This is a genomic window from Methylobacterium sp. J-077, from assembly GCF_022829365.1.
In the GTDB taxonomy this organism is placed as follows: domain Bacteria; phylum Pseudomonadota; class Alphaproteobacteria; order Rhizobiales; family Beijerinckiaceae; genus Methylobacterium.
Map to the genome: position 1 here is coordinate 20296 of NZ_JAKSYJ010000034.1, position 20855 is coordinate 41150.

Below are 20855 nucleotides of genomic sequence, written 5' to 3' on the forward strand. Positions count from 1 at the left end.
CGGAACTTTGCCGCTCGCGCCTATTTGATCGGGAGGTGGGCCGGCTGCCGGCCCGGGACCGCGCGATGAAGCTCTTCCAGTGCCAAGCCTGCGACCAGCCGGTCACCTTCGAGGCGACCGCCTGCGAGAGCTGCGCGCGCAGGCTGGGCTATGCTCGCGCGGTCCATGCGGTCTCGGCCCTGGAGCCCGTGGGCCTCTCGGCCCATCCGGCCATGGGCGGGGCCCAGACCTTCCACGCCTACGCCGATTCCGGCCCACGCTACCGCTACTGCAACAACGCCCTCTCGGGCGCCTGCAACTGGCTGGTGCCGGAGAACAGCCCCGATATCTTCTGTACCGCATGCCGGCACAACCGGGTCGTGCCGGACCTGTCGCACTCCTGGAACCTCGCGCGCTGGCGCCAGATCGAGGCGGCCAAGCGCCGGCTGTTCTACTCGCTGCTGCGCCTCGAACTGCCGCTGGCGACCCGGGCCCAGTACACGGACGGGCTGGCCTTCGATTTCCTGGTCGATCCGTCCGAGAGCTTTTCCTACGGGCCGCCGGTGCTCACGGGCCACATCAACGGCCTGATCACCATGAACATCGCCGAGGCCGACGACGTCGAGCGCGAGCGGCGCCGGATCCTGTTCGGCGAGCATTACCGCACCCTGCTCGGCCACTTCCGGCACGAGATCGGGCACTACTTCTGGTACCTGCTGGTGATGAACGGGCCGACCATGGGCGCGTTCCGGGCGCTGTTCGGCGACGAGAGCCTGAACTACGTCCGGGCCCTGCAGGACCATTACGCCCACGGCGCCCCGGCCGACTGGGAGGAATCCTACGTCTCGGCCTACGCCACCGCCCATCCGTGGGAGGATTTCGCCGAGACCTTCGCGCATTACCTGCACATCGTCGATACGGTTGAGACCGCCTCGACCTTCGAGCTGCACGTGCGCCCGCGCCTGCGCAACGCCACGGCGGCCCCTACGGTGATCGATTTCGACCCCTACGACACCCAGGACCTCGACCGGCTGATCGAGGCCTGGCTGCCGCTGACCTACGCGATCAACTCCCTGTCCCACAGCATGGGCCAGCCGGCGCTCTACCCGTTCAAGCTGACGCCGACGGTGATCGCCAAGCTCGCCTTCGTGCACGAGCGGATCTACGCCTCCCGCTCCGGCACCCTGCCGGATCCCGGCGAGGCGGGGGCGGAGATGCTGCGCGCGGTGATCCTGGGGCTGCGCCAGAAGGTGGCGGCACCGACGGTGTGAAGCGTTCGACGGACGGTCAGGGTCGCGGTCGTGGAAGCGGCTTCAGGGTTATGAACCGGGCTGTCCGGGACGGATCGGTATCATCGACCTGCCAGACGGTTCTGACCTGCGGATCCACGCCGGCGCGGGCGGCAAGCGGCCCCTCGAAGTCGAGTTTGGTAGCCCGATAGCCCGGCAGGAATCCCCGAAAATTCGGCCGCTGGCCATGATCAAGCAGCGCGCCGATCATGACGTCCGGATTGCCGGGCGTGAACCCGAACGCGGCGAGGAAGCGGCACTTCGCAGCGCCGTCCCGATGGTTCGGATTGAGCAGATAGGCGGTGACCTTGGCCGGGGCGACGTGAAAGCGGGATGGCCAAGCGTCCGGCTCGGTCACACGACCGCCCGCTCGACGAGGCAAACGGTGTCGGCCTCGACCGTCGCAAGTGTGTCGACCGGGTCCGTGAACTCGACCTCGAAGGCCTCGCCATCGGCATAGATCGCCACGACGGTGCCGGTTGAACCCGCCGGAACCGTCACGCCGTCGTCGCCTGAGACAGCCCGCAGAATCCGGACACGGTCGAGCTCGCGGACCGGCTCGGAACCAAGTCCGCCGATGGGTGGCAGGGGCGATTTCGGCAAGGGCGCACGCATCGCACACACGATACGCCGTCCCGCGTCGGACACAATGCGCCCGGTCGCCGGTCACGTCTCCTGCCGGCTCTCCACGAAGGCGCGAAACGCCGCCAGGGTCTCGGCGCTGACATGGTGCTCGATCCCCTCGGCGTCCCGCCGGGCGGTCTCGGGGCTGACGCCGAGGGTGCACAGGAAGCGCTCGACGATGCGGTGGCGCTCCCGCGCCTGGGTGGCGAGCCGGCGGCCGGCCTCGGTCAGGAACACGCCGCGATAGGGCCGCTGCTGGACGAAGCCGTCCTCGCACAGGCGCTTGAGCATCTTGGCGACGGTGGGCTGGGCCACGCCGAGGCGCGCGGCGATGTCGACCTGGCGCGCCTCGCCGCCGTCACCGATCAGGTCGTCGATCAGCTCGACGTAATCTTCCACGAGTTCGGAGCGCCGGGCCTCGCGGGCCTGGCGGAAGCTCTCCACGTGCCGCTCGGGATCGACCAGCACGGTCTCGGGCAAGCCTTGAGTCTCGGAGGCAAGCGGCTCGGACGGTTCCTGCATCGGCTCTCCCTCTCGCCGCCCCCCGGCGCCGCCCGACCCCTGTTTAGCAAAGTCCGCCCCCGAGAGGGGAGTCCCGCGATGCCCCTTGCGACCCCTCTTGAAACACACGGCCGGCGCCCTGAATATAGCCCAAGCTATATCTTTGAGAAAAGGGTGAGGCATGGCAACGCCGGACGCGGCGACGGTCCCGGAGGGCCAGACGCCCGGGGGAGGCGCGGCCCGCGGTCGTGCACCGGGGGCGATGAGCCGGCGCACGGAGCAGGCCATCCGCGACAGCCTCGACGGGCGGCCGGGCGGCCGGGGCCGGTTCCTGCTGTTCGTCGGCCCCGCCGTGACGGCGTCGATCGCCTACATGGACCCCGGCAACTTCGCCACCAACATCCAGGCGGGCGCCCGCTACGGCTACGGCCTGCTCTGGGTGGTGCTGCTGGCGAACCTCACCGCGATGCTGTTCCAGGCGCTCTCGGCCAAGCTCGGCATCGTCACCGGCAAGAACCTCGCCGAGCATTTTCGCGATGCGGTTCCCCGGAGCGGGCGGTTCGCGGCCTGGGGCATCAGCGAGGTCGCCGCCATGGCCACCGACCTCGCGGAGTTTCTGGGGGGCGCGATCGGGCTGTCCCTGCTCACCGGCATGCCGCTGATGGCCGGCATGGCGGTCACCGCGATCGTCACCTACGCGATCCTGCTCTTGGAGCACGAGGGGTTCCGGCCGCTGGAGATCGCCATCGGCGTCATGGTCGGCACGATCGGCCTCTGCTATGCGGTCGAGCTCGCCATCGCCCCGGTGGATTGGGCGGACGCCGCCAAGGGCCTCGTCACCCCAAAGATCCCGGACGCGCAGGCGCTGACCATCGCGGTCGGGATCATCGGCGCCACGGTGATGCCGCACGCGCTGTTCCTGCATTCGGGTCTGACCCAGGGGCGGGGCAGCCCCCGGACCGATTCGGACCGGCGCCTGCTGGTGCGCTACTCGAACCGCGAGGTGGTGGTGGCGCTGCTGCTGGCCGGCCTCGTCAACATCGCCATGGTGATCATGGCGGCGGCGGCCTTCCATGCCGGCCACAGCGCGGTCGCCGAGATCGACCAGGCCTACCGCACCCTGACCCCGCTGCTCGGGCCGGCGGCCGGGGCCGCCTTCCTGGTGTCGCTGCTCGCCTCCGGGATCTCGTCCTCGGTGGTGGGGACGCTCGCCGGCCAGATGGTGATGCAGGGCTTCACCGGCTGGCGCATCCCGCTCCTCGTCCGCCGGCTCGCGACCATGCTGCCGGCCTTCGTGGTTGTGGCGATCGGCGTCGACCCGACCCGGGCCCTGGTCCTGTCCCAGGTGGTGCTGTCGCTCGCCCTGCCGGTGCCGATGGTGGGCCTGGTGGTGTTCACCCGCCGCCGCAGCGTGATGGGGGCCTTCGCCAACGGCCCGCTGACCCAGGCGGCGGCCGTGGCCGGGGCGGCTTTGGTGCTCGGCCTCAACCTGGTGCTGCTGGCCGCCGCCTTCGGAGTGCCGGTGCCGGGATTGGAATAGGAACATCCGCGCCGAGCCTGTTGCCCCTTCCGTCAGAGGGGACTGCCCTCACGCCAGGGGTTGAGCAGCGTTGCGCCGGTCGCGGCGAAATCGGCGCTGTTGCGGGTGACGATCGTCAGGTTGTGAGCGAGGCCGGTCGCTGCGATCCAAGCGTCGCGCTCACTCCTGGGATCAGGAACGTGAAGATGGGCGCAGCGCAACGCGATAGCGGCGTCGATCGGCAGGATGCGTCCGGCGAAGGCCGGCAAGACGCGATCGTGCAGCCAAAGCCGCAAAGCGGCGGCTTGGCGGGGATCGCGGCGATCCAGCTGAGCAATACCGAGTTCGAGTTCCATGACCGTGATGACGGATACATGCAGGCTGCTGGGATCGACCTTTGTAGCCCATCTCTCCACCTGAGGATCGATCCTGCCGCTGCTCCGCTTGCGAAGCTCGGACAGGACGTTGGTGTCGAGGAGGTACATCAGTCGAAAGTGGCCGGGCGTGGGAACGTGGCTGGCCGGGTGAAGTCGATGTCGATAGCGCCGACTCCCTCCATGTCGAGGGCATCGAGAATGTTGCCGGGGGCAGCCTTCAGGCGTTCGTATGCGTCGTAGGAAAGGACGGCCATGATCGGCCGGCCGCGCTCGGTGATGATCACGGGGCCGTCCGCCGCGGCGCGCTTGATGCGACCGGGCTCGCGATTGAATTCGCGGCTGGTGAAGGTCGGCATGCTCATGCTGAACCTCGTATGTCGTTACATACAGACATTGGAGGCCCGGCGAGCGATGTCAATCGGCTGCCGAGCTCTCGGAGCCATTCCGGCTGCTTCGTCGATGCCCCAGGCGCCCCCCGGTCAGCTCGCCCGGACCACCACCTCCACGAGGTTGGCGCCGCCGGACCGGATCCCGGCCTCGATCGCCGGGGCGATGTCGGCGGCCCGGGTCACCCGCCGGGACGGAACCCCCATGGAGGTGGCGAGCGCCAGGTAGTCGACGCGCGGGTCGGTGAGATCCATGGCGATGAAGCGGTTGGCCCGCACCGAGGCGTAGTGCGCCTGGCCCTTCATGAAGTTCTTCAGGATGTTGTACTCGGCATTGTTGATCACCACGAAGGTGACCGGCAGTTTCTCGTGCGCGGCCGTCCAGAGCGCCTGGGGCGAGTACATCGCGGCGCCGTCGCCGACGACGCAGACCACGGGCGCCCGGTCGATGCCGAGGGAAAAGCCGACCGCGGCCGGCATGCCCCAGCCGAGCACGCCGCCGCGCATCGCCGCGTATTGGTGGGTGGAGGGGCTGTCGAGGAAGGTCCGCAGGTGCGTGAGCGTCGCCGGCGCCTCGTCGATGATCGTGGTCTGCGCCCCCACGGCCCGGGCCACCTCGCGGGCGGCGACGAGCGGCGCGATCACCGGGTCGTCGAAGGCGGCGTCGGCCGCGGCGGCGAGCTTGGCCCGCCGCTCGGCCCGGGTCGTCTCCGCCTGCGCGCGCACGGCCGCGTAGGCGGCGGCGCGGTCGGCCACGCGCGGGGCCAGCAGCGGCAGCAGCGCGTTCAGGGACGCCTGGATGTCGCCCACCGTCGACAGGCTGGTGGCGTAGGTGCGCCCGAGGTCGCGGACATCCGCGGAGAGCTGGAACACCTGCGTCCCCGCGGGCACCGCCGAGACCTCCGAGTAGAGGATGGTGATCAGCGACTTGCCGCCGAGCGCGAACACCGCGTCGTAGCGCCCGAGGATGTCGGCGATGGCGTCGGCCCGGGTCGGCAGGTTGCCGGCCCAGAGCGGGTGGGCGGTGGGGAAGGGGATGTGGGCCGGCCAGGACGAGCCGTAGACCGGCGCGGCCAGCAGGTCGGCGAGGGCCACCGCCTGGGCGGAGGCGTCCGAGGCGTCGATCTCGTCGCCGGCGATCAGGGCCAGGCGGCCGGGCGCGATGGCGGCGAGTTTTTCGGCCAGCGTGTCGAGGGAACCCGCCACCGCCCGCTGATCGATGGTCGAGGTCTCGCCCGCCGGGGTCGCGGTCATCGCCTCCATCACGTCCATCGGCAGGGACAGGAAGACCGGGCCGGACGGGGCGGCCCCGCAATCGTGGAAGGCGCGGCGCAGGAGCACCGGAATCTGGTCCGGGCTGGTGACCTCGCGGGCCCACTTCACCACCGGGTCGGCGATGGCGACGAGGTCGCCCATCAGCAGCGGGTCGGACAGGGCGTGGCGCAGGTCCTGCTGCCCGGCCGTGACCACCAGCGGCGTGCCGCTGACCTGGGCGTTCCACAGCGCGCCCATGCCGTGGCCGAGGCCGCCGGCCGTGTGCAGGTTGAGGAAGGCCGGCCGGCGCGCGCCCTGGGCGTAGCCGTCGGCCATCGCCACCGCGGTCGCCTCCTGCAGGGCGAGGATGTAGCCGATGTCCTGCGCCTCGGTGAGCGCGTCGATCAGCGGCAATTCGGTGGTGCCGGGATTGCCGAAGATGTAGCGCACGCCCTCCGAGCGCAGCACGTCCAGCAGAAGGTCGGCGCCCCTCCGGCTTCCGGCGGCATCCACGGTCTCGATCGACATACGCAACCCTCCTCCGCCCCCCGGCGGAATCAAGGCCACGCTACCCCATGGTCGCGCCGCGACGAAGACCCGTGGCGCGAGATCGGGTTTCCAAAGGGCGAGCCCTTTGGCGGGTTGTCAGGGCGGAGCCCTGACGAAGCCGAACGTCAGAGTCCGATCGGCAGCAGGCCGGGTGCCAGAGCCGCGGCGGCCCGCGGCCCGTCCTTGACCAGGCGGATCGCCGTGCGGGCGACGCGGTTGCGCAGGCGCCGGGCCTGCCAGAGCGCCCCCGTCTCCACGGCGAGGCCGCGGGCGTAGACGCTGGCGCGCAGGCTGCGGGCGTCGCAGGCCTGCTTGACCGGATCGGCGTAGAACGCCGCGATTTTGTCGCGGCCCATCCCGGGGGTGGCGAGCCAGGCCGGCACGTGGACCCGGGCGAGCCGGTCGGCATCGGTGAGCAGCTTGCCGATCCCGGTGCCGGGGATCGGGCAGGCGGTCTGGAAGGCGTCGCCGATCAGCACCAGCCCGTCGCGCTCCACACCGTCGGCCCGGGCGAGATCGATCGGCCGGACCTCGAGGGGGCCGGTCACCGACAGGTCCGGGCAATGCCGGCCGAGGTGGGGCATCATCGCCCGCAGGACGGCTTCCGGGTCCCGGCGCAGGGACGCGACCCAGGGCTCGCCGGGGTCGCGGTAGCAGAACAGGTTGGCCCGCATCACGTCCCCGATCGGGAACAGGGTCAGGTAGGCGTCGCGGCCGCCGAAGCCCTCGGCGAAGTAGGTCATCGCGGGGAACGGGAAGGCGGCCCGCGGCGCCGCCATGTCGAAGCCGACCGCCAGGGAGTGGCGCGGGCTGAGCGCCCGCTTGGTGATGCCGGCCTTGGCGAGCAGCGCGTGGCCGAGCCCGGTGGCGAGCACGACGAGGCGCGCCTCGATCCGGCGGCCGTCGCTCAAGGCGAGCATCTGGCGATCCGGCCCGAGCTCGAAATCGGCGACCCGACCCGGGGTCAGCAACCCCTCCGGCAGGGCGGCCCGGGCCGCCCCGACCAGGACGGGATAATGCGCGCCCCATTCCCGGGCGGCCTCCCGGTAGGCGAGCCGGCCGTAGCGGACCACCGCGACCTCCTCGGTCGCCGTCGTGCAGGCGGCGAGCGCCTGGCCGAAGCCGAGGCCCTCGAACAGGGCCATCTGCTCGGCCCCGAATTTTTCCGCCCGGAAGTCGCGCCGCGCCGCACCGCGTTCGGCCTGGGCGTCGATCAGCGCGACCCGGGTCCCGGCGCGGGCGAGCGCCCCGGCCAGGCAACTCCCGGCCAGCCCGGCGCCGACCACGGCCACGTCGTAGTTCTTCGCCTCGCTGCTCATTGCTGTCATCGGAAGGTCGTCCCGCGCGTAGCGTCAGAAATCGAACGCATGAAAACGCACAAATGGCAGCATCCTTGAAGTCCGTAAAGCACGTAGGTAATTTTTTAGTGCCTGGAAACATACGCTTACAGGACGATGCAGGAGCCCTCGACCCGTTTCATCTTCTGATTGAATTCTTGAACCTTGCGCGAACCCGGTCCGCAATCCGGATCTGCCGCGTCACGCCGCCCGAAGCTGCGCCACGAAGGCGCGCATGAACGGCGGCAAGCCGTCGAGGTCGCGCAGGCACAAGGTCAGGTCGCGCCGCGCCCAGGCATCCGAGAGCGGCACCACCGCGATGGCGAGGCCCTGGGCCGCCCGGGCGGCGGCGCTCTCGGGCAGCACCGCGAGCCCGACCCGGGCCTCGACCAGGCGGCAGACGGCGTCGAAGCCGCGCAGCTGCACCCGCAGGCGCATCGGCCGTCCCTCGCGCACCGCCTGGGCGACGAGGAACCGGCTGATGGCGCTGCGCCGGTCGAGGCCGACGAGGTCGTGGCCGAGCACCTCGACGAAGGCGATGTCGGCGCGCCCCGCCAGGGGATGGTCCCGGGCCGCCACCAGCACGAACCGGTCCTCCCGGAACGGGAAGGTCTGGAGCGAGCCGGTATCGACCGTCCCGGACAGGATGCCGAGATCGGCCGCGCCCTCGGCCACCAGCCCGACGATCTCCTCGGAGGTGCGCTCCTCGATCTCGACGCCGATCCCGGGATGGCCGGCCAGGAAGGCCGCGAGCGCGTCGGGCAGGAATTCGGTCAGCGCGTTGGTGTTGGCGAGCACCCGGATCTGCCCGGCCGCGCCGCCCGAGAACACCGCCATCTCCTCGCGCAGGCGCTCGACGCCGGCCAGGATCTCCCGGGCATGGGCCAGGAGCGTGCGCCCGGCCGGGGTCGGGCTGACGCCCTGCCGACCGCGGGTCAGGAGCGCGGCGCCGAGGGTCTCCTCCATCAGCCGGATCCGCGTCGAGGCGGCCGCCAGGGCGAGGTTCGCCCGCGCCGCCCCGTGGGTGATCGAGCCGGCCTCGACCACGTGCCGGAACAGGCCGAGATCGGTGAGATCGAACCGCATCATCGCCGCAGGCCCCTCCCGGAGGCGACACCGCCCGGTCCATCCGTCCCCTCGTGGCGACGGCCCGGGACGGTATCGCCGCGCCACGTGCCTGTCAGCGGCTCCGGCCGGATGCGTCGCCCGCAGTCGCCCTGAGCCCCACGGATAGCCGGATCCGAAACACGCCGAGAAACATCACTATAGGCATCGAAAAACATGCTTACAGAGCGATACGATTGATATTGGCGCCAAGAAGATCGATTTTTTCAGAATCACACACACGAATTCCAAATCGAATTCTAGTACAGAATTGATACTGTGCATTCCACAGATCGAAAATACCGTTCCGAGCGAGCAGGAGACCATTTACTCCCCTTTAACGTGCAATATTCCAAATGTATCACCTCGCCGACGAGACCTTCCGCATCTAGGACGGTACCTTCACCCGCCATCGTCACCGGATCGGATCATGACCACTTTCAGCTCGATCGACCGATCTTCGGAGACATGCGGCTCTCGGCGCCGTCAGGCTCCCGTGAACGTGACCGCGCCCGTCGGCGCGACGCAGACCCCCCGCCCTTCCCGCGCCGGGCCCGTGCCCGCGAAGCGAGACGAGACCCGATGATGGATGCGCTTCTAATTGACGACAGCGCGACCATGCGCCGGCGCCTGCGCCAGATGCTGGAGGCCAAGCCCGACGTCAGCGTGACCGACTACGCCGATCCGGCCGCGGCTCTTGTGGAGGCGCAGATGCGCGCCTTCGATCTCGTGCTGGTCGATTACCACATGCCCGCCATGGACGGGATCGCGTTCATCCAGCGCATGCGCACCATCCCGCACTACGCCCAGGTGCCGATCGCGATGGTCACCAGCGACATCTCCGACGCGGTGCGGCTCGCCGCCCTGGAGGCGGGGGCGACCGATTTCCTCGACAAGTCCATGCGGGGCGTCGAGCAGACCGTGCGGCTGCGCAACCTGATCCGCCTCGCCAAGGCGGTGCGGCGGCTGGCCGAGCAGGCCGCCTGGCTCGACGGCGAGGTCGAGGCCGCCCTGCGGCACATGCGCGAGCGCGAGGAGGAGATCATCTTCCGCCTGTCGCTGGCGGTGGAGTATCGCGACAACGACACCGGCGACCACACCTGGCGGGTGGCCCGCTACAGCCAGATCGTGGCCGAGGCCCTCGGCCTGCCCGCGGAACTCTGCCGCAACCTGTACCTCGCCGCGCCGCTGCACGATGTCGGCAAGGTGGCGATCCCGGACGGCATCCTGCTGAAGCCCGGCCGGCTCGACCCGGACGAGTTCGCCGTGATCAAGACCCACGCGACCATCGGCCAGCGCATCCTCGGCGGCAGCTCGTCCGAGCTGATCCGGCTGGGCGCCGAGATTGCCGAGGCGCATCACGAGAAATGGGACGGCAGCGGCTATCCGAAGGGGCTGGCCGGCACCCAGATCCCCCTGTCCGCCCGGATCGTCGCGGTGGCGGACGTGTTCGACGCCCTGACCACGCAGCGGCCCTACAAGGAGGCGATGTCGTTCGAGGCGGCCCTCGCCTGCATCCGGGCCGAGAGCGGCCGCCATTTCGACCCGGCCTGCGTGGAGGCGTTCTGCGCGCGCTGGCCGGATATCCTCGTGGCCGGCGGGCAGGAGCGGGCCGCGGGGCGGCGGGACGCCCACGCCGTCACCGAGCCCTGGGCCCGGGTGCCGACCCTGCTCCGCGAGATCGCGGCCGAGACGCCCGTGCTGGCGAGCCGGGTCGTGGACGAAGGCGCCACGGATGAGGGCGCCGATCACGGCTCATCTGTGACAATCCCGGATTCAAAAGGTCCGAGACCTTTTGCGGGTCCAGGGCGGAGCCCTGGTGTCTCAAGGGCCAATCCGAAAGATCTTGCCCTGAACCCCGCCAAAGGGCTGAGCGCTTTGGAAACCCGAACGTCAAGCCTCGATCCGGGGGCGGGTGACGCGCGGTGCCGACACGCCTAACCTGCGCCGATGCGCGTCTTCCACACCGCCGATTCCGCCCGGCACGATCCCGAGCTCTACCTGCGGCGCGGCACGCCGATCCCGCATCCCGAGCAGGCCACGCGCTACGCCATCCTGTACGCGGCGGCCCGGGACGGCGGCCACGCCCTCGCCGAGCCCGCCGACCACGGCCTTGACCCGATCCGGGCGGTGCACGATCCCGGCTACGTCGCGTTCCTGGCCGAGGCCTGGGCGCGCCGGGCGGAGATTCCGGGCGTCGCCGACGAGATCCTCACCGGCAGCTTCGCCCGGCCGCAGATGCACCGGACGCCCGCCGGCCTGCTCGGGCGCGTCGGCCTCTACACCGCCGACACCTCGACGCCGATCCGGGCCGGGACCTGGGCGGCGGTCTACGGCGCGGCCCAATGCGCCGTCGCGACCGCCGACGCGGCCCTGGAGGCCGGCCACGCCTACGCCCTGTGCCGGCCGCCCGGCCACCACGCCTACGCGGATTCGGCCGGCGGCTTCTGCTTCCTCAACAACAGCGCGATCGCCGCGGAGCGGATGCGGGCGACCGGGGGCGGCCCCGTGGCGATTCTCGACATCGACGTGCACCACGGCAACGGCACGCAGGGGATCTTTTATACGCGCGGGGACGTGCTCACGGTCTCGGTCCACGCGGACCCGTCGGACTATTTCCCGTTCTATGCCGGCTATGCCGACGAGACCGGGGCGGGGGCGGGCGCCGGCCTCAACCGCAACCTGCCGCTGCCGCCGGGCTCCGGCGACGCCCCGTGGCTCGCCGCATTGGAGGCCGGGCTCGCGGCGATCGCGGCGTTCAAGCCGCGGGGGCTGGTGGTGGCCCTGGGCCTCGACGCCGCCGCGGACGACCCGATCGGCGCGCTCACGGTGACCGGAGCGGGATTCGCGGCGGCCGCGCAGCGGATCGCGCGCGCCGGGCTGCCCACCGCGATCGTGCAGGAGGGCGGCTATCTCTGCGCGGCCCTGCCGGAGAACCTGACGGCCTTCCTGGCCGCCTTCGACGCGGCCCGCTGAGCCGCGGCGCGGCCCGGAGACCGCACGGCGTGGTGCGAATATGGCGCAGCGCGACGCGAATAGTGTCGTCCGAGCCTCAGCGCGCGCCGACGCGGCGCGGACGACCTGTATACCGAGCGGACAGGGGCCGCCCGGGATGCGGTCCCGGCGGGAGGACACGAACGATGCGTGCGGGCGACGTCCGGCGGCCCGATGCGGCCAGCGCTCCCTGGTACGCCGGTCTGACCAGGCGGCACTGGCGCATCCTCTGGGGCAGCTACCTCGGCTGGATCTTCGACGGCTACGAGGCGGTCGCCCTGGTCTACGCGCTGCGCCCGGCCCTCGGATCGCTCCTCACCCCCGAGCAGGCCCAGGCACCGGCCTTCTACGTGGGGGCGGCGATCGGGATCACCCTCCTGGGCTGGGGGCTCGGCGGGCTGATGGGCGGAATCGCGGCCGATTATATCGGCCGCAAGCGCATGATGATGCTGTCCATCCTGGGCTACGCCCTGTTCACGGGCCTGACGGCGTTTGCCGGGAGCTTCGCGCAACTCGCGATCCTGCGGTTCATCACCGGACTCGCCATCGGCTCCGAATGGTCCACCGGCATCGCCCTGGTCGCCGAGACCTGGCCGAACCGGGCCCGGCCGAAGGGCTGCGGATTCCTGCAATCGGGCTTCGGCGGCGGCGCGGTGCTGGCCGCGATCGTCTGGGCGCTGCTGGCCGCCTTCGACCCGCTCGGCCCGGACTCGTGGCGGATCATGTTCGCGCTGGGCGCGCTTCCGGCCCTCGTCTGCCTGTACCTGCGGCGGGCCCTGGAGGAATCCGAGCAGTGGATGCAGGCCCTGCGGGAGCAGCGCTGGGCCGCCACCACCGAGGACGCCACGAGCCCGCAGCCGAAGGGACGGCGTCCGTTCTCCCTGACGGAGATCTTCCGGGAGCGCGAGAGCCGCCGGCGGGTCCTGCTCGCCACCCTGATGTCGTTCGCGACCACGGTCGGCTGGTGGGCGGTCTCGTCCTGGCTGCCGGCCTACACGGAGGGGCTGGCCAAGGCCGCCGGGGAGCCGGCCAACGTCTGGGGCCCGCGCATGGGCATCATCTACAATGTCGGGGCGATCACCGCCTACCTGATCTCCGGATTCGTGGCCGATGCGGTCGGGCGGCGCGCCTTCCTGCTGATCACGTATGCCGGCTGCATCGTCACCTCGCTCGCCTGCTATCTCTGGACCGGCGGGCTGGTGCCGTTCATGGGGCTCGCCTTCCTGAACGGGTTCTTCACCCTTGGCTTCGCCTTCTCGTGGATGGCGATCTACCTGGTGGAGCTGTTCACCCCGGCGGTGCGGGCGACGGCGGCCAGCGTCGTGTTCAACGGGGCGCGCCTGATCGCCTGGATCTTCCCGATCATCGCCGGTCAGATCGTCACCCTTTCGGGCGGCGTCGCCGCGGCGGCCCTGACGATGTCGAGCGTCTACGGGATCGGGCTGATCGTGCCGTGGTTCATGCCGGAAACGACCGGAAAGCCGCTGCCGGACTGACGGCTCCGACCCTCGCCTGGGACGGGCGAGGGCCGAAAACCACCGTTCGATTCCGACGCGCTACGCGTCGTCGTCCTCATCCTGATGCCGGCCCTTGAGCTTGGCGAAGACGGAATCGGCGTCGATCCGCTCCTCGCGGCCGCCATGCTCGGCCGTCTCCTCGGGCTCGGGCGCCGTCGAGACTTCGGTAGGCAGGAGCGAGGCGCCGGATTCGGCCGCCATCGCGGCCGGGCGGTCGGCCGCCGCGCGCTGGACCTCGAAGTCGAGGTTGATCTGGGTGGTCAGGCCCAGGGTCACCGGATCCATCGGCTGGAGCGAGCCGGAATTCCAGTGGGTGCGCTCGCGGATCTGCTGGATCGTCGATTTGGTGGTGCCGACCAGGCGGATGATCTGCGAATCCTTCAGCTCGGGGTGGTTGCGCAGCAGCCACAGGATGGCGTTGGGCCGGTCCTGGCGGCGCGACAGCGGGGTGTAGCGCGGCCCCTTGGTGGTGCGCTTCACCTCCGGCAGCTTCACCTTCGAGACGGCGGGCTTGAGCTTGTAGTGCGGCGCCTTCTGGGCCTTCTCGATCTCGTCGCGGGTGAGCTGGCCGGTGGAGACCGGATCGAGCCCCTTGATGCCGGCCGCGACCTCGCCGTCGGCGATGCCCTTCACCTCGAGCGGGTGCAGCTTGCAGAAGTCGGCGATCTGCTCGAAGGCCAGGGAGGTGTTCTCGACCAGCCAGACGGCGGTCGCCTTCGGCATCAGCGGACCCTGGGACATGTGCTCTCGTGCTCCGGCCTGGCGGGACGGGGGCCGGGCACCGGGCCGCGGGCTCCGGATGCAGATCCGGAAGTCCCGTCTCACGCTGTCGAATGGGGATGGCTCACTATAGGGCCGCCCGGGGTGGGGCGCAATCGCGGGTTCGGCGGTTCGCGGGCGCTTGGCGCCGATTAACCGGCGCCCTGGGCCCGGCTACAAACCGGATGTGAGCGTGACCGCCTCACCCGCGAAGGCCGCACGCGGCCCGACGCGGCCGGGAGTGCAGAGAATGGTCCTCTCTCTGGCATGGTCCAGAAAAGCGAATGGCGAGTGGAGCTTCCGGCTCCGCCTCGCCATTCCTCTCTGGGCTTGGCTACACCTAAGCAGGTGAATGCCAGGGATCGGCGGTAGCCGCCGCCGATCCCACTCCCCAATATAGCGCGGACCGGGACCAGCAACAACGGCCGCGCGGGGAAGAGCAAGCCCCCTACTTCCCCGGCAGCCCGTGGACGATCGGGAAGAACGTGTCCTTCCAATCCTTCGGCTCGGCCTTGATGGTCTTCATCGCGTAGAAGTGCCGGGCCTGGAGCATGATCCCGTACGGGGTGGTGGAGAAGGTGGTCCCCGGCTCCTTCATGATCGCCACCAGGGTCTCGGGGGGCGTCTTGTCGTTGGTGGCGGCGATGTAATCCTTGGCCGCCTGGAGGGGATCCTTGGCGATCTCGGCATTCGCCTCGTCGATGGCGGCCACGATGGCGGCGGCGAGCTTGGGGTTGCGGGTGAACCAGCCCGTGCGGGCGTAGAAGATCGCGTTGCTCACCGGCTCGCCGACGAGTTCATATGAGTTGAGCACCGCGTGGATCGCCGGGTTCTGCAGCTCGCGCTGCTGGAACGGCGGCAGCGAGAAATGGCTGTTGACCTCGTTCTGGGGGCTGGCGAGCGCCGCCACCGCGTCGGGATGGCCGAGCTGGACGGTCAGCGGGTCGAGCCGGGTCGCCCCGTCCGGCCCGAACGCCTTCCTGGCGGCGATCTGCAGCAGCACGGCTTGCGTCGAGACCTTCACGGAGGGCAGGGCGATCTTGTCCTTGCCGGAGAAGTCCTTGAGCGTCTTCACGTCCGGGTTGCGGGTGAGCAGCAGCATCGGCGTCGAGCCGACCCCGCACAGGCCCTTCACGTCGCCGCGGGTGCGGTCGTTGAGCAGCAGCATGTTGGTCGAGCCGCTGTCGACGATGTCGATGTTGCCCGACAGGAGCGCGTCGTTGCCGGCCGCGCCGCTGGTCAGGTTCACCCACTCGACCGCGACATCCCCGAGGCCGGCCGCCTTGGCCTGCCTCTCGATCAGCTTGTGCTGCTCGGCGAGCACCGCCGGCAGGTAGACGAAGCCGGGCTGCCGGCTGATCCGGACCTTGGCATCGTCGGCCTTCGCCGGGACGGCAAACGGGATGGCGAGCGCCAGGCCGGCCAGCAGCAGCGCGGCGGGCCCGCCCCGGAAGAGGCGGCGGCAGATCCCCGGACTCGCGAACGCCCGCGACGCACGCACCATGTCGTTCCTCCCCGTCGCCCCGCCGGCTTCATGTCCGGATCCGGCCTTTATTGACGGCAAGTGGACAGGCTCAGGCCATTAAGCGCAAGGCCCGCGGCAGTCTTCACGGCGCGGTAACGGTAACGTTGCACACTGTCTCCGCGTGAAATTTTCGTCCCGGGGGCGGACTCGTGAAGATCGGCATCGGGGCGAAGCTCCACACCATCACGGCCACGGCGCTGATCGGCATCGCGGTGGTCTCGGGCATCGGCCTGCTCAACCTGAAATCGCAGGTGGAGCAGGACCGCATGGCCAAGACCCGCAACCTGACGGACGCGGCCTACGGCGTGGCGGCGTATTTCGAGGGCGAGGAGCGGGCCGGGCGGCTGTCGCGGGCCGACGCCCAGGGCGCGGCGATCCGGGCCGTGAAGACGCTCCGCTACGACGGCCAGGAATATTTCTGGATCAACGACATGCAGCCCCGCATGGTCGCCCATCCGATGAAGCCCGAGCTCGAGGGCAAGGACCTCGCGGGCGTCCAGGATCCCACCGGCAAGCGCTTGTTCGTGGACTTCGTCGAGACCGTGAAGCGGCAGGGCCAAGGCTTCGTCGATTATTACTGGCCCAAGGCCGGGTCCGACGCGCCGGTCCCGAAGCTGTCCTACGTGCGCGGCTTCGCCCCCTGGGGCTGGGTGATCGGCACCGGCATCTATGCCGACGACACCGCGGCGATCCTGTGGGACGCGGCCTGGCGGGCGGCGGCCGGGATGCTGGTGGTGATCGCGCTGATCGGCCTGCTGGCGGCCCTGATCGGCCGGCGGGTGACCCGGCCGCTCCTGGCCCTGAACCGGGCCATGCACCGCCTCGCGGCGGGCGACACCGGCGCCGCGGTGCCGGAGCGCGGGCGCAGCAACGAGATCGGCGCGATGGCCGGCGCCGTGCAGGTGTTCAAGGACGCGCTGATCGCCAAGGCCGAGACGGATGCCCGCGCCGCCGACGGCGCCGAGGGCGCTGCCCGCCGCGCCGCTGCCCTCGACCGCCTGACCCGGGCCTTCGAGACCCGGGCGGGCGCGCTGAGCCGGGGCCTCGCGGCGGCGGCCTCCGAGCTCGAAGTCACCGCCCAGGCGATGACCGCCACGGCCGCCCGCGGCACCGAGCGCTCCGGCGCGGTCACCGCCCAGGCGGCCGGAACCTCGGCGGACGTCCAGACCGCAGCGGCGGCCACCGAGGAGATGTCGGCCTCGGTCCAGGAGATCGCCGGGCAGGTGCACCGCACCTCGGAGATCGCCGGCCGGGCGGCCGAGACCACGCGCCAGGGCGAGGCGACCGTGCGGGCGCTGGCTGACGGCACCGAGCGGATCGGCGACGTGGTCGCCCTCATTTCCGGCATCGCCGCGCAGACCAACCTGCTGGCGTTGAACGCCACCATCGAGGCGGCGCGCGCCGGGGAGGCGGGACGCGGCTTCGCGGTGGTGGCAAGCGAGGTCAAGGAACTGGCCGGCCAGACCGCCAAGGCCACCGACGAGATCTCGGCCCAGATCGGCCGGATCCAGGGCGAGACCCGGCAGGCCGTGGCGGCGATCGGCGAGGTCGGCCAGACTATCGCGGAGATGCGCAGCATCGCGGTCGGGGTCGCGGCCGCCATGGAGCAGCAGAACGCCGCGATCCAGGAGATCGTGCGCGGGGTGGTGAGCGCCGCCTCGGGGGCGCAGGCGGTGTCGGGCAGCATCGCCGACCTGCGCCAGGGCGCCGATGAGACCGGGCTCGCCTCCGAGCAGGTCCTGGCCGCCGCCCGCGACCTCACCCGCGGCTCGGACGACCTCGACCAGGCGGTCAAGGCGTTCCTGGCCGAGGTGAAGGCTGCCTGAGCGCCGAAACCGGGTTTCCAAGGGGCTCAGCCCTTTGGCGGGGTTCGGGGCAGGACCTCTAGGACTTGGCCCCTGATGTATCGGGCAAAGCCCGACAGCAGGGTTCCACCCTGCACCCGCAAAAGGTCTCGACCTTTTGAATCCGGGATTTTCAAGTCTCGGCGGCCAGGAACGCCGCCACCGCGTTCGAGAATTCCGGGGTGCGCAGGTAGCCGTAGGATTTGTGCCGGTTCTCGGTGTCGTCCGGCCGCCGGTAGGCGTTGATCACCGGTACGTCGCGGATCCGCACCCCGGCGGCGTTCGGCGGGTAGATCGCGGCGAGGTCGTCGCCCACCGTGGCGATGTCCTGGCGGTCCATCAGGTTGGTCCAGGCCGTGACGGCGTCCGGCACGCGCAGGTCGCCGTGCTCGGCGGCGAGCTTCAGCTTCAGTTCGGCGAGCCCCAGCGGCGAGCCGAGGGTGACCAGGGTGCAGCGGGGCAGGGCGGTTCCGTCCCGCTCGGCGGCCCGCAGCACGTCGTAGGCGATCAGCCCGCCCATCGAGTGCGCGGCGATCAGCACGGCGCGGTCCGCCGCCTCGGCCAGGGCCTCGCGCAGGCGTGCCCGGGCCGCGTTCCGGAACGCCGCGTCCTCGTGATAGCCCCAGAGGTCGTCGAGGCGGTATTCCAGGATCAGGTCGTCGACCGGGGTGAGCCCGGTGGCCTCCTGCAGATGCGAGAGGCCGCGGTAGATCCGGTCGGTGAGGGTTGGCTCGCCGGACGCGGGATCCTGCGCCGGGGACGGGAACGGGCCGGTACCGGGATCGGCGCTGTAGGGCTCGCGATTGCGGTCGCCGGCCAGGGGCTCGGGGTAGCGCAGGTCCGCCCAGTAGACGAACGTGAACGGCACCTCGGGCGCCGCGCTCCCGAGATTGCGGGCGAGGCCCTCCAGGATCGCCGCCCGCCACCAGGCCGCCTTCTCATCCCGGGGCGGCTTGTTGGCGAGCCCGTGGATGCCGATGAGTGCCGTCCGACCCAGTGCCCGCTCCTCCCGGATCGGCGATGCGTCCGCGCCGGCGAGATAGCGCCGGATGTCGCCGCCGGCACTGCGGCGAATTCTTCCACGCCGTGGTCAGTCGAACAGGCTGGAGACGCTGGATTCCGTGGCGGTCCGGCCGATCGCCTCGCCCAGCAGCGGCGCGATGGTCGCCACCCGGATGTTGCGGGCGAGCTTGACGGCCTGGGTCGGCTGGATCGAATCGGTGATCACCAGCTCCTTCATCCGCGAGGCGGCGATGCGCGAGACCGCGCCCCCCGAGAGCACGCCGTGCGTGATGTAGGCCGAGACGTCCTTGGCGCCGGCCTTGAGCAAGGCCTCCGCGGCGTTGACCAGGGTGCCGCCGGAATCGACGATGTCGTCGACCAGGATGCAGGAGCGGCCCTCGACCTCGCCGATGATGTTCATCACCTCGGATTCGCCTGGCCGCTCGCGGCGCTTGTCGACGATGGCCAGCGGGCAGTCGATCCGCTTGGCGATGGCCCGGGCGCGCACGACGCCGCCGACATCGGGGGAAACCACCATGCGGTCGGCGCTCGGCAGCCGCTCCTTGATGTCGCGCACCATCACGGGGGCAGCGAACAGGTTGTCGGTGGGGATGTCGAAGAAGCCCTGGATCTGGCCGGCATGGAGGTCGAGGGTCAGGACCCGGTCGGCCCCGGCCTCGGTGATCAGGTTCGCCACCAGCTTGGCCGAGATCGGGGTCCGGCCCGAGGTGCGCCGGTCCTGCCGGGCGTAGCCGAAATACGGGATCACCGCCGTGATGCGCCGGGCCGAGGACCGGCGCGCGGCGTCGATCATGATCAGCAATTCCATCAGGTGGTCGTTGGCCGGGAACGAGGTCGACTGGACGATGAACACGTCCTCGCCGCGCACGTTCTCCTGGAGCTCGACGAAGATCTCCATGTCGGCGAAGCGCCGGACCATGCACTTGGCCAGGGGCAATTCGAGATAGGCGGCGATCGCCTCGGCCAAGGGCCGGCTCGCGTTGCCGGCGATGATCTTGATCGAGGATTTCATGACGTCCGCCCACTCGCGGCCGAGCTTCGCGCCGCGCTCCGAATACCGGCCCGCACCGGGCCGGATCGATCTGATGACGGGCGAGGCTCTTAGCAGCGGGCCGGAGGTGTCACAATGCCTTCACGGGCGCGCCGCACAGGCGCGCGCCCGGAACGGCCGGTCCGGGCAGGGCGCTCAGATGGCCGGCGGCTCCAGCAGCCGGTGCAGGTGGACCACGAAGTAGCGGGTCTGCGCGCTGTCGACGGTGGCCTGGGCCTTGGCCCGCCAGGCGGCCTGCGCGGAGGCGTAGTCCGGGAAGATGCCGACGATGTCGAGGCCCTTGATGTCCCGGAACTGGACGCCGTCGAGATCCTGCAACTCACCACCGAAGACCAAATGCAGCTTCTGGTCGCTATCGATCGCCGTCGCCATGACCACTCCTCAAACGTTCGTCCGCGGCGCACGCGAGACGCCCCGCGCCGGCGATTCCATCGACGGCTTCTTCGACGGTTTCTCGGCGGACCGCAACCGCACCGCAAGGCGCGGCGACGCGGCGGGTACGAAACCACCCGGGCCTCATGCTAGGGGCGGCGGATGACACGCATGCTCCTCCGCGTCGCCACCCTCGCGCTCGGCCTCTCGGCCATGCCGGCGCTGGGACAGCCGGCGGCCAAGGCGCCGGCCCGGCCCGGCCAGGACCGGGCCGCCCACGACAAGACCGGTCCGGACCGGAAGGGCGCCGGTCAGGTGATCGGCTGCCCGTCCCTGGCCAATTACCGGATGCTGCTGCACGACGGCGCCGCCGCGGCCGCGTCCGTGCTGGCCGATCCCAAGGCGGACCACCTCGGCTGCACCCTGGTGACCCGCAGCGACATCACCGGCTTGGTCGACCGGGTGACCCTGGGCGACCGGAGCTACGAATGCGCCGCCTTGCCGACGACCACGGTCTGCCACTGGATGGAGGCGGGAGCGGCCGCGCGCCCCGCCCCGGCGGCCGCCGCCAAGCGCTGAGGACCGCGCAGCGCCCCAAGGGCCTGAATTCAACCCGCTTGGCCGTTTGAAGGGCTGCCTTGGGTGGACTTCCGCCGGTCCGCTTTCGGACGGCAGCGTACTTGAGCAGACGTTGCCGTCGCGCCCGCTCACGACCCAGGCTGTGTAAAAACTCAGGTCCACGCCGAAATCGTGGAACGATCTCCTACGCTGCTGCCATTTGACCATCCAAAATGGCGGCGGCGATGCCATCAGAATGCCTGCGCCGGCCGTGGCCCGGGGCGCACGAGGGA

At 70.6% G+C, this 20855-nt stretch carries 20 protein-coding genes; 7 read left to right on the forward strand and 13 right to left on the reverse strand.

Translation table 11 applies throughout. From position 1 onward, the window contains the following. Positions 1-65 precede the first annotated feature (65 nt). On the forward strand, positions 66-1250 hold the full coding sequence (locus tag MKL11_RS01500) for a putative zinc-binding metallopeptidase (protein ID WP_243939621.1): 1185 nt from the start codon (positions 66-68) through the stop codon (positions 1248-1250). 16 nt (positions 1251-1266) lie between these two features. Here MKL11_RS01500 and MKL11_RS01505 read toward each other — a convergent pair whose 3' ends face one another. The 3 genes from MKL11_RS01505 to mntR are packed head-to-tail and all read right to left on the reverse strand — an operon-like array spanning position 1267 to position 2414. Continuing rightward, positions 1267-1626 (reverse strand): DUF6883 domain-containing protein, encoded by a 360-nt coding sequence (locus MKL11_RS01505; RefSeq protein ID WP_243939623.1) that lies wholly within the window; start codon positions 1624-1626, stop codon positions 1267-1269. After that, the gene (locus MKL11_RS32985; RefSeq protein ID WP_279600182.1) at positions 1623-1883 is read right to left on the reverse strand and encodes a DUF4926 domain-containing protein; all 261 of its coding nucleotides are present in this window, start codon (positions 1881-1883) and stop codon (positions 1623-1625) included. Before MKL11_RS32985 ends, MKL11_RS01505 begins: the two co-directional genes overlap by 4 nt. A 51-nt stretch (positions 1884-1934) precedes the next feature. Then, positions 1935-2414 (reverse strand): manganese-binding transcriptional regulator MntR, encoded by a 480-nt coding sequence (mntR, locus tag MKL11_RS01515; protein WP_243939627.1) that lies wholly within the window; start codon positions 2412-2414, stop codon positions 1935-1937. A 160-nt stretch (positions 2415-2574) separates the two neighbouring features. Here mntR and MKL11_RS01520 point away from each other — a divergent pair, with 160 nt between their 5' ends. Then, positions 2575-3933 carry an Nramp family divalent metal transporter gene (locus tag MKL11_RS01520; RefSeq protein WP_409565795.1) on the forward strand — a complete coding sequence of 453 codons (1359 nt, stop codon included), beginning with the start codon at positions 2575-2577 and terminating at the stop codon, positions 3931-3933. Between the two features lie 32 nt (positions 3934-3965). Here the strand turns inward: MKL11_RS01520 and MKL11_RS01525 are convergent, their stop codons facing one another. From MKL11_RS01525 to MKL11_RS01545, 5 genes are all read right to left on the reverse strand, one after another. Then, on the reverse strand, positions 3966-4400 hold the full coding sequence (locus MKL11_RS01525; protein ID WP_243939651.1) for a type II toxin-antitoxin system VapC family toxin: 435 nt from the start codon (positions 4398-4400) through the stop codon (positions 3966-3968). Next, on the reverse strand, positions 4397-4651 hold the full coding sequence (locus MKL11_RS01530) for a type II toxin-antitoxin system Phd/YefM family antitoxin (protein ID WP_243939629.1): 255 nt from the start codon (positions 4649-4651) through the stop codon (positions 4397-4399). The genes MKL11_RS01525 and MKL11_RS01530 overlap by 4 nt, the downstream gene beginning before the upstream one ends. Positions 4652-4768: 117 nt before the next feature. Continuing rightward, entirely contained in the window at positions 4769-6457 is a 1689-nt protein-coding gene (locus MKL11_RS01535) for a thiamine pyrophosphate-binding protein (RefSeq protein ID WP_243939631.1), read from the reverse strand. A 146-nt stretch (positions 6458-6603) separates the two neighbouring features. Further along, positions 6604-7797 (reverse strand): FAD-dependent oxidoreductase, encoded by a 1194-nt coding sequence (locus MKL11_RS01540; RefSeq protein WP_243939632.1) that lies wholly within the window; start codon positions 7795-7797, stop codon positions 6604-6606. A gap of 219 nt (positions 7798-8016) precedes the next feature. Then, the gene (locus MKL11_RS01545) at positions 8017-8904 is read right to left on the reverse strand and encodes a LysR substrate-binding domain-containing protein (RefSeq protein ID WP_243939633.1); all 888 of its coding nucleotides are present in this window, start codon (positions 8902-8904) and stop codon (positions 8017-8019) included. Positions 8905-9504: 600 nt separating this feature from the next. Here MKL11_RS01545 and MKL11_RS01550 point away from each other — a divergent pair. The 3 genes from MKL11_RS01550 to MKL11_RS01560 all read left to right on the forward strand — a co-directional run bounded on the left by MKL11_RS01550 (position 9505) and on the right by MKL11_RS01560 (position 13409). Continuing rightward, entirely contained in the window at positions 9505-10860 is a 1356-nt protein-coding gene (locus MKL11_RS01550; RefSeq protein WP_243939653.1) for an HD domain-containing phosphohydrolase, read from the forward strand. Between the two features lie 9 nt (positions 10861-10869). Continuing rightward, a complete protein-coding gene (locus MKL11_RS01555) occupies positions 10870-11895 on the forward strand; it encodes a histone deacetylase family protein (protein WP_243939634.1) in 1026 nt (341 codons plus the stop codon). A 164-nt stretch (positions 11896-12059) separates the two neighbouring features. Continuing rightward, positions 12060-13409 carry an MFS transporter gene (locus MKL11_RS01560; RefSeq protein ID WP_243939635.1) on the forward strand — a complete coding sequence of 450 codons (1350 nt, stop codon included), beginning with the start codon at positions 12060-12062 and terminating at the stop codon, positions 13407-13409. 60 nt (positions 13410-13469) lie between these two features. Here the strand turns inward: MKL11_RS01560 and MKL11_RS01565 are convergent, their stop codons facing one another. Beyond that, the gene (locus MKL11_RS01565) at positions 13470-14171 is read right to left on the reverse strand and encodes a DUF1013 domain-containing protein (protein ID WP_243939637.1); all 702 of its coding nucleotides are present in this window, start codon (positions 14169-14171) and stop codon (positions 13470-13472) included. Between the two features lie 466 nt (positions 14172-14637). Next, positions 14638-15693, reverse strand: coding sequence for an ABC transporter substrate-binding protein (locus MKL11_RS01570; protein WP_243939639.1), 1056 nt, complete (start codon positions 15691-15693; stop codon positions 14638-14640). Positions 15694-15863: 170 nt separating this feature from the next. Between MKL11_RS01570 and MKL11_RS01575 the strand changes: the two genes are divergently transcribed. Then, the gene (locus tag MKL11_RS01575) at positions 15864-17540 is read left to right on the forward strand and encodes a methyl-accepting chemotaxis protein (RefSeq protein ID WP_243939641.1); all 1677 of its coding nucleotides are present in this window, start codon (positions 15864-15866) and stop codon (positions 17538-17540) included. A gap of 151 nt (positions 17541-17691) precedes the next feature. Here MKL11_RS01575 and MKL11_RS01580 read toward each other — a convergent pair whose 3' ends face one another. The 3 genes from MKL11_RS01580 to MKL11_RS01590 all read right to left on the reverse strand — a co-directional run bounded on the left by MKL11_RS01580 (position 17692) and on the right by MKL11_RS01590 (position 20004). Then, positions 17692-18426: a hypothetical protein gene (locus MKL11_RS01580; RefSeq protein WP_409565796.1), complete on the reverse strand. Its 735-nt coding sequence runs from the start codon at positions 18424-18426 to the stop codon at positions 17692-17694. 222 nt (positions 18427-18648) lie between these two features. After that, the gene (locus tag MKL11_RS01585; protein ID WP_058192852.1) at positions 18649-19593 is read right to left on the reverse strand and encodes a ribose-phosphate pyrophosphokinase; all 945 of its coding nucleotides are present in this window, start codon (positions 19591-19593) and stop codon (positions 18649-18651) included. Between the two features lie 174 nt (positions 19594-19767). Continuing rightward, positions 19768-20004, reverse strand: coding sequence for a DUF4170 domain-containing protein (locus MKL11_RS01590; RefSeq protein WP_243939643.1), 237 nt, complete (start codon positions 20002-20004; stop codon positions 19768-19770). Positions 20005-20175: 171 nt separating this feature from the next. On the opposite strand from MKL11_RS01590, the gene MKL11_RS01595 reads away from it, so the two are divergent. After that, positions 20176-20583, forward strand: coding sequence for a hypothetical protein (locus MKL11_RS01595; protein ID WP_243939645.1), 408 nt, complete (start codon positions 20176-20178; stop codon positions 20581-20583). The last annotated feature ends 272 nt before the right edge of the window (positions 20584-20855 follow it).

Coding starts and splice junctions, on each gene's coding strand:
- MKL11_RS01500 (WP_243939621.1), top strand. CDS start 66: ATGAAGCTCTTCCAGTGCCAAGCCTGCGACCAGCCGGTCACCTTCGAG.
- MKL11_RS32985 (WP_279600182.1), bottom strand. CDS start 1,883: ATGCGTGCGCCCTTGCCGAAATCGCCCCTGCCACCCATCGGCGGACTT.
- mntR (WP_243939627.1), bottom strand. CDS start 2,414: ATGCAGGAACCGTCCGAGCCGCTTGCCTCCGAGACTCAAGGCTTGCCC.
- MKL11_RS01520 (WP_409565795.1), top strand. CDS start 2,575: ATGGCAACGCCGGACGCGGCGACGGTCCCGGAGGGCCAGACGCCCGGG.
- MKL11_RS01530 (WP_243939629.1), bottom strand. CDS start 4,651: ATGAGCATGCCGACCTTCACCAGCCGCGAATTCAATCGCGAGCCCGGT.
- MKL11_RS01535 (WP_243939631.1), bottom strand. CDS start 6,457: ATGTCGATCGAGACCGTGGATGCCGCCGGAAGCCGGAGGGGCGCCGAC.
- MKL11_RS01540 (WP_243939632.1), bottom strand. CDS start 7,797: ATGAGCAGCGAGGCGAAGAACTACGACGTGGCCGTGGTCGGCGCCGGG.
- MKL11_RS01545 (WP_243939633.1), bottom strand. CDS start 8,904: ATGATGCGGTTCGATCTCACCGATCTCGGCCTGTTCCGGCACGTGGTC.
- MKL11_RS01550 (WP_243939653.1), top strand. CDS start 9,505: ATGGATGCGCTTCTAATTGACGACAGCGCGACCATGCGCCGGCGCCTG.
- MKL11_RS01555 (WP_243939634.1), top strand. CDS start 10,870: ATGCGCGTCTTCCACACCGCCGATTCCGCCCGGCACGATCCCGAGCTC.
- MKL11_RS01560 (WP_243939635.1), top strand. CDS start 12,060: ATGCGTGCGGGCGACGTCCGGCGGCCCGATGCGGCCAGCGCTCCCTGG.
- MKL11_RS01565 (WP_243939637.1), bottom strand. CDS start 14,171: ATGTCCCAGGGTCCGCTGATGCCGAAGGCGACCGCCGTCTGGCTGGTC.
- MKL11_RS01570 (WP_243939639.1), bottom strand. CDS start 15,693: ATGGTGCGTGCGTCGCGGGCGTTCGCGAGTCCGGGGATCTGCCGCCGC.
- MKL11_RS01585 (WP_058192852.1), bottom strand. CDS start 19,593: ATGAAATCCTCGATCAAGATCATCGCCGGCAACGCGAGCCGGCCCTTG.
- MKL11_RS01590 (WP_243939643.1), bottom strand. CDS start 20,004: ATGGCGACGGCGATCGATAGCGACCAGAAGCTGCATTTGGTCTTCGGT.
- MKL11_RS01595 (WP_243939645.1), top strand. CDS start 20,176: ATGCTCCTCCGCGTCGCCACCCTCGCGCTCGGCCTCTCGGCCATGCCG.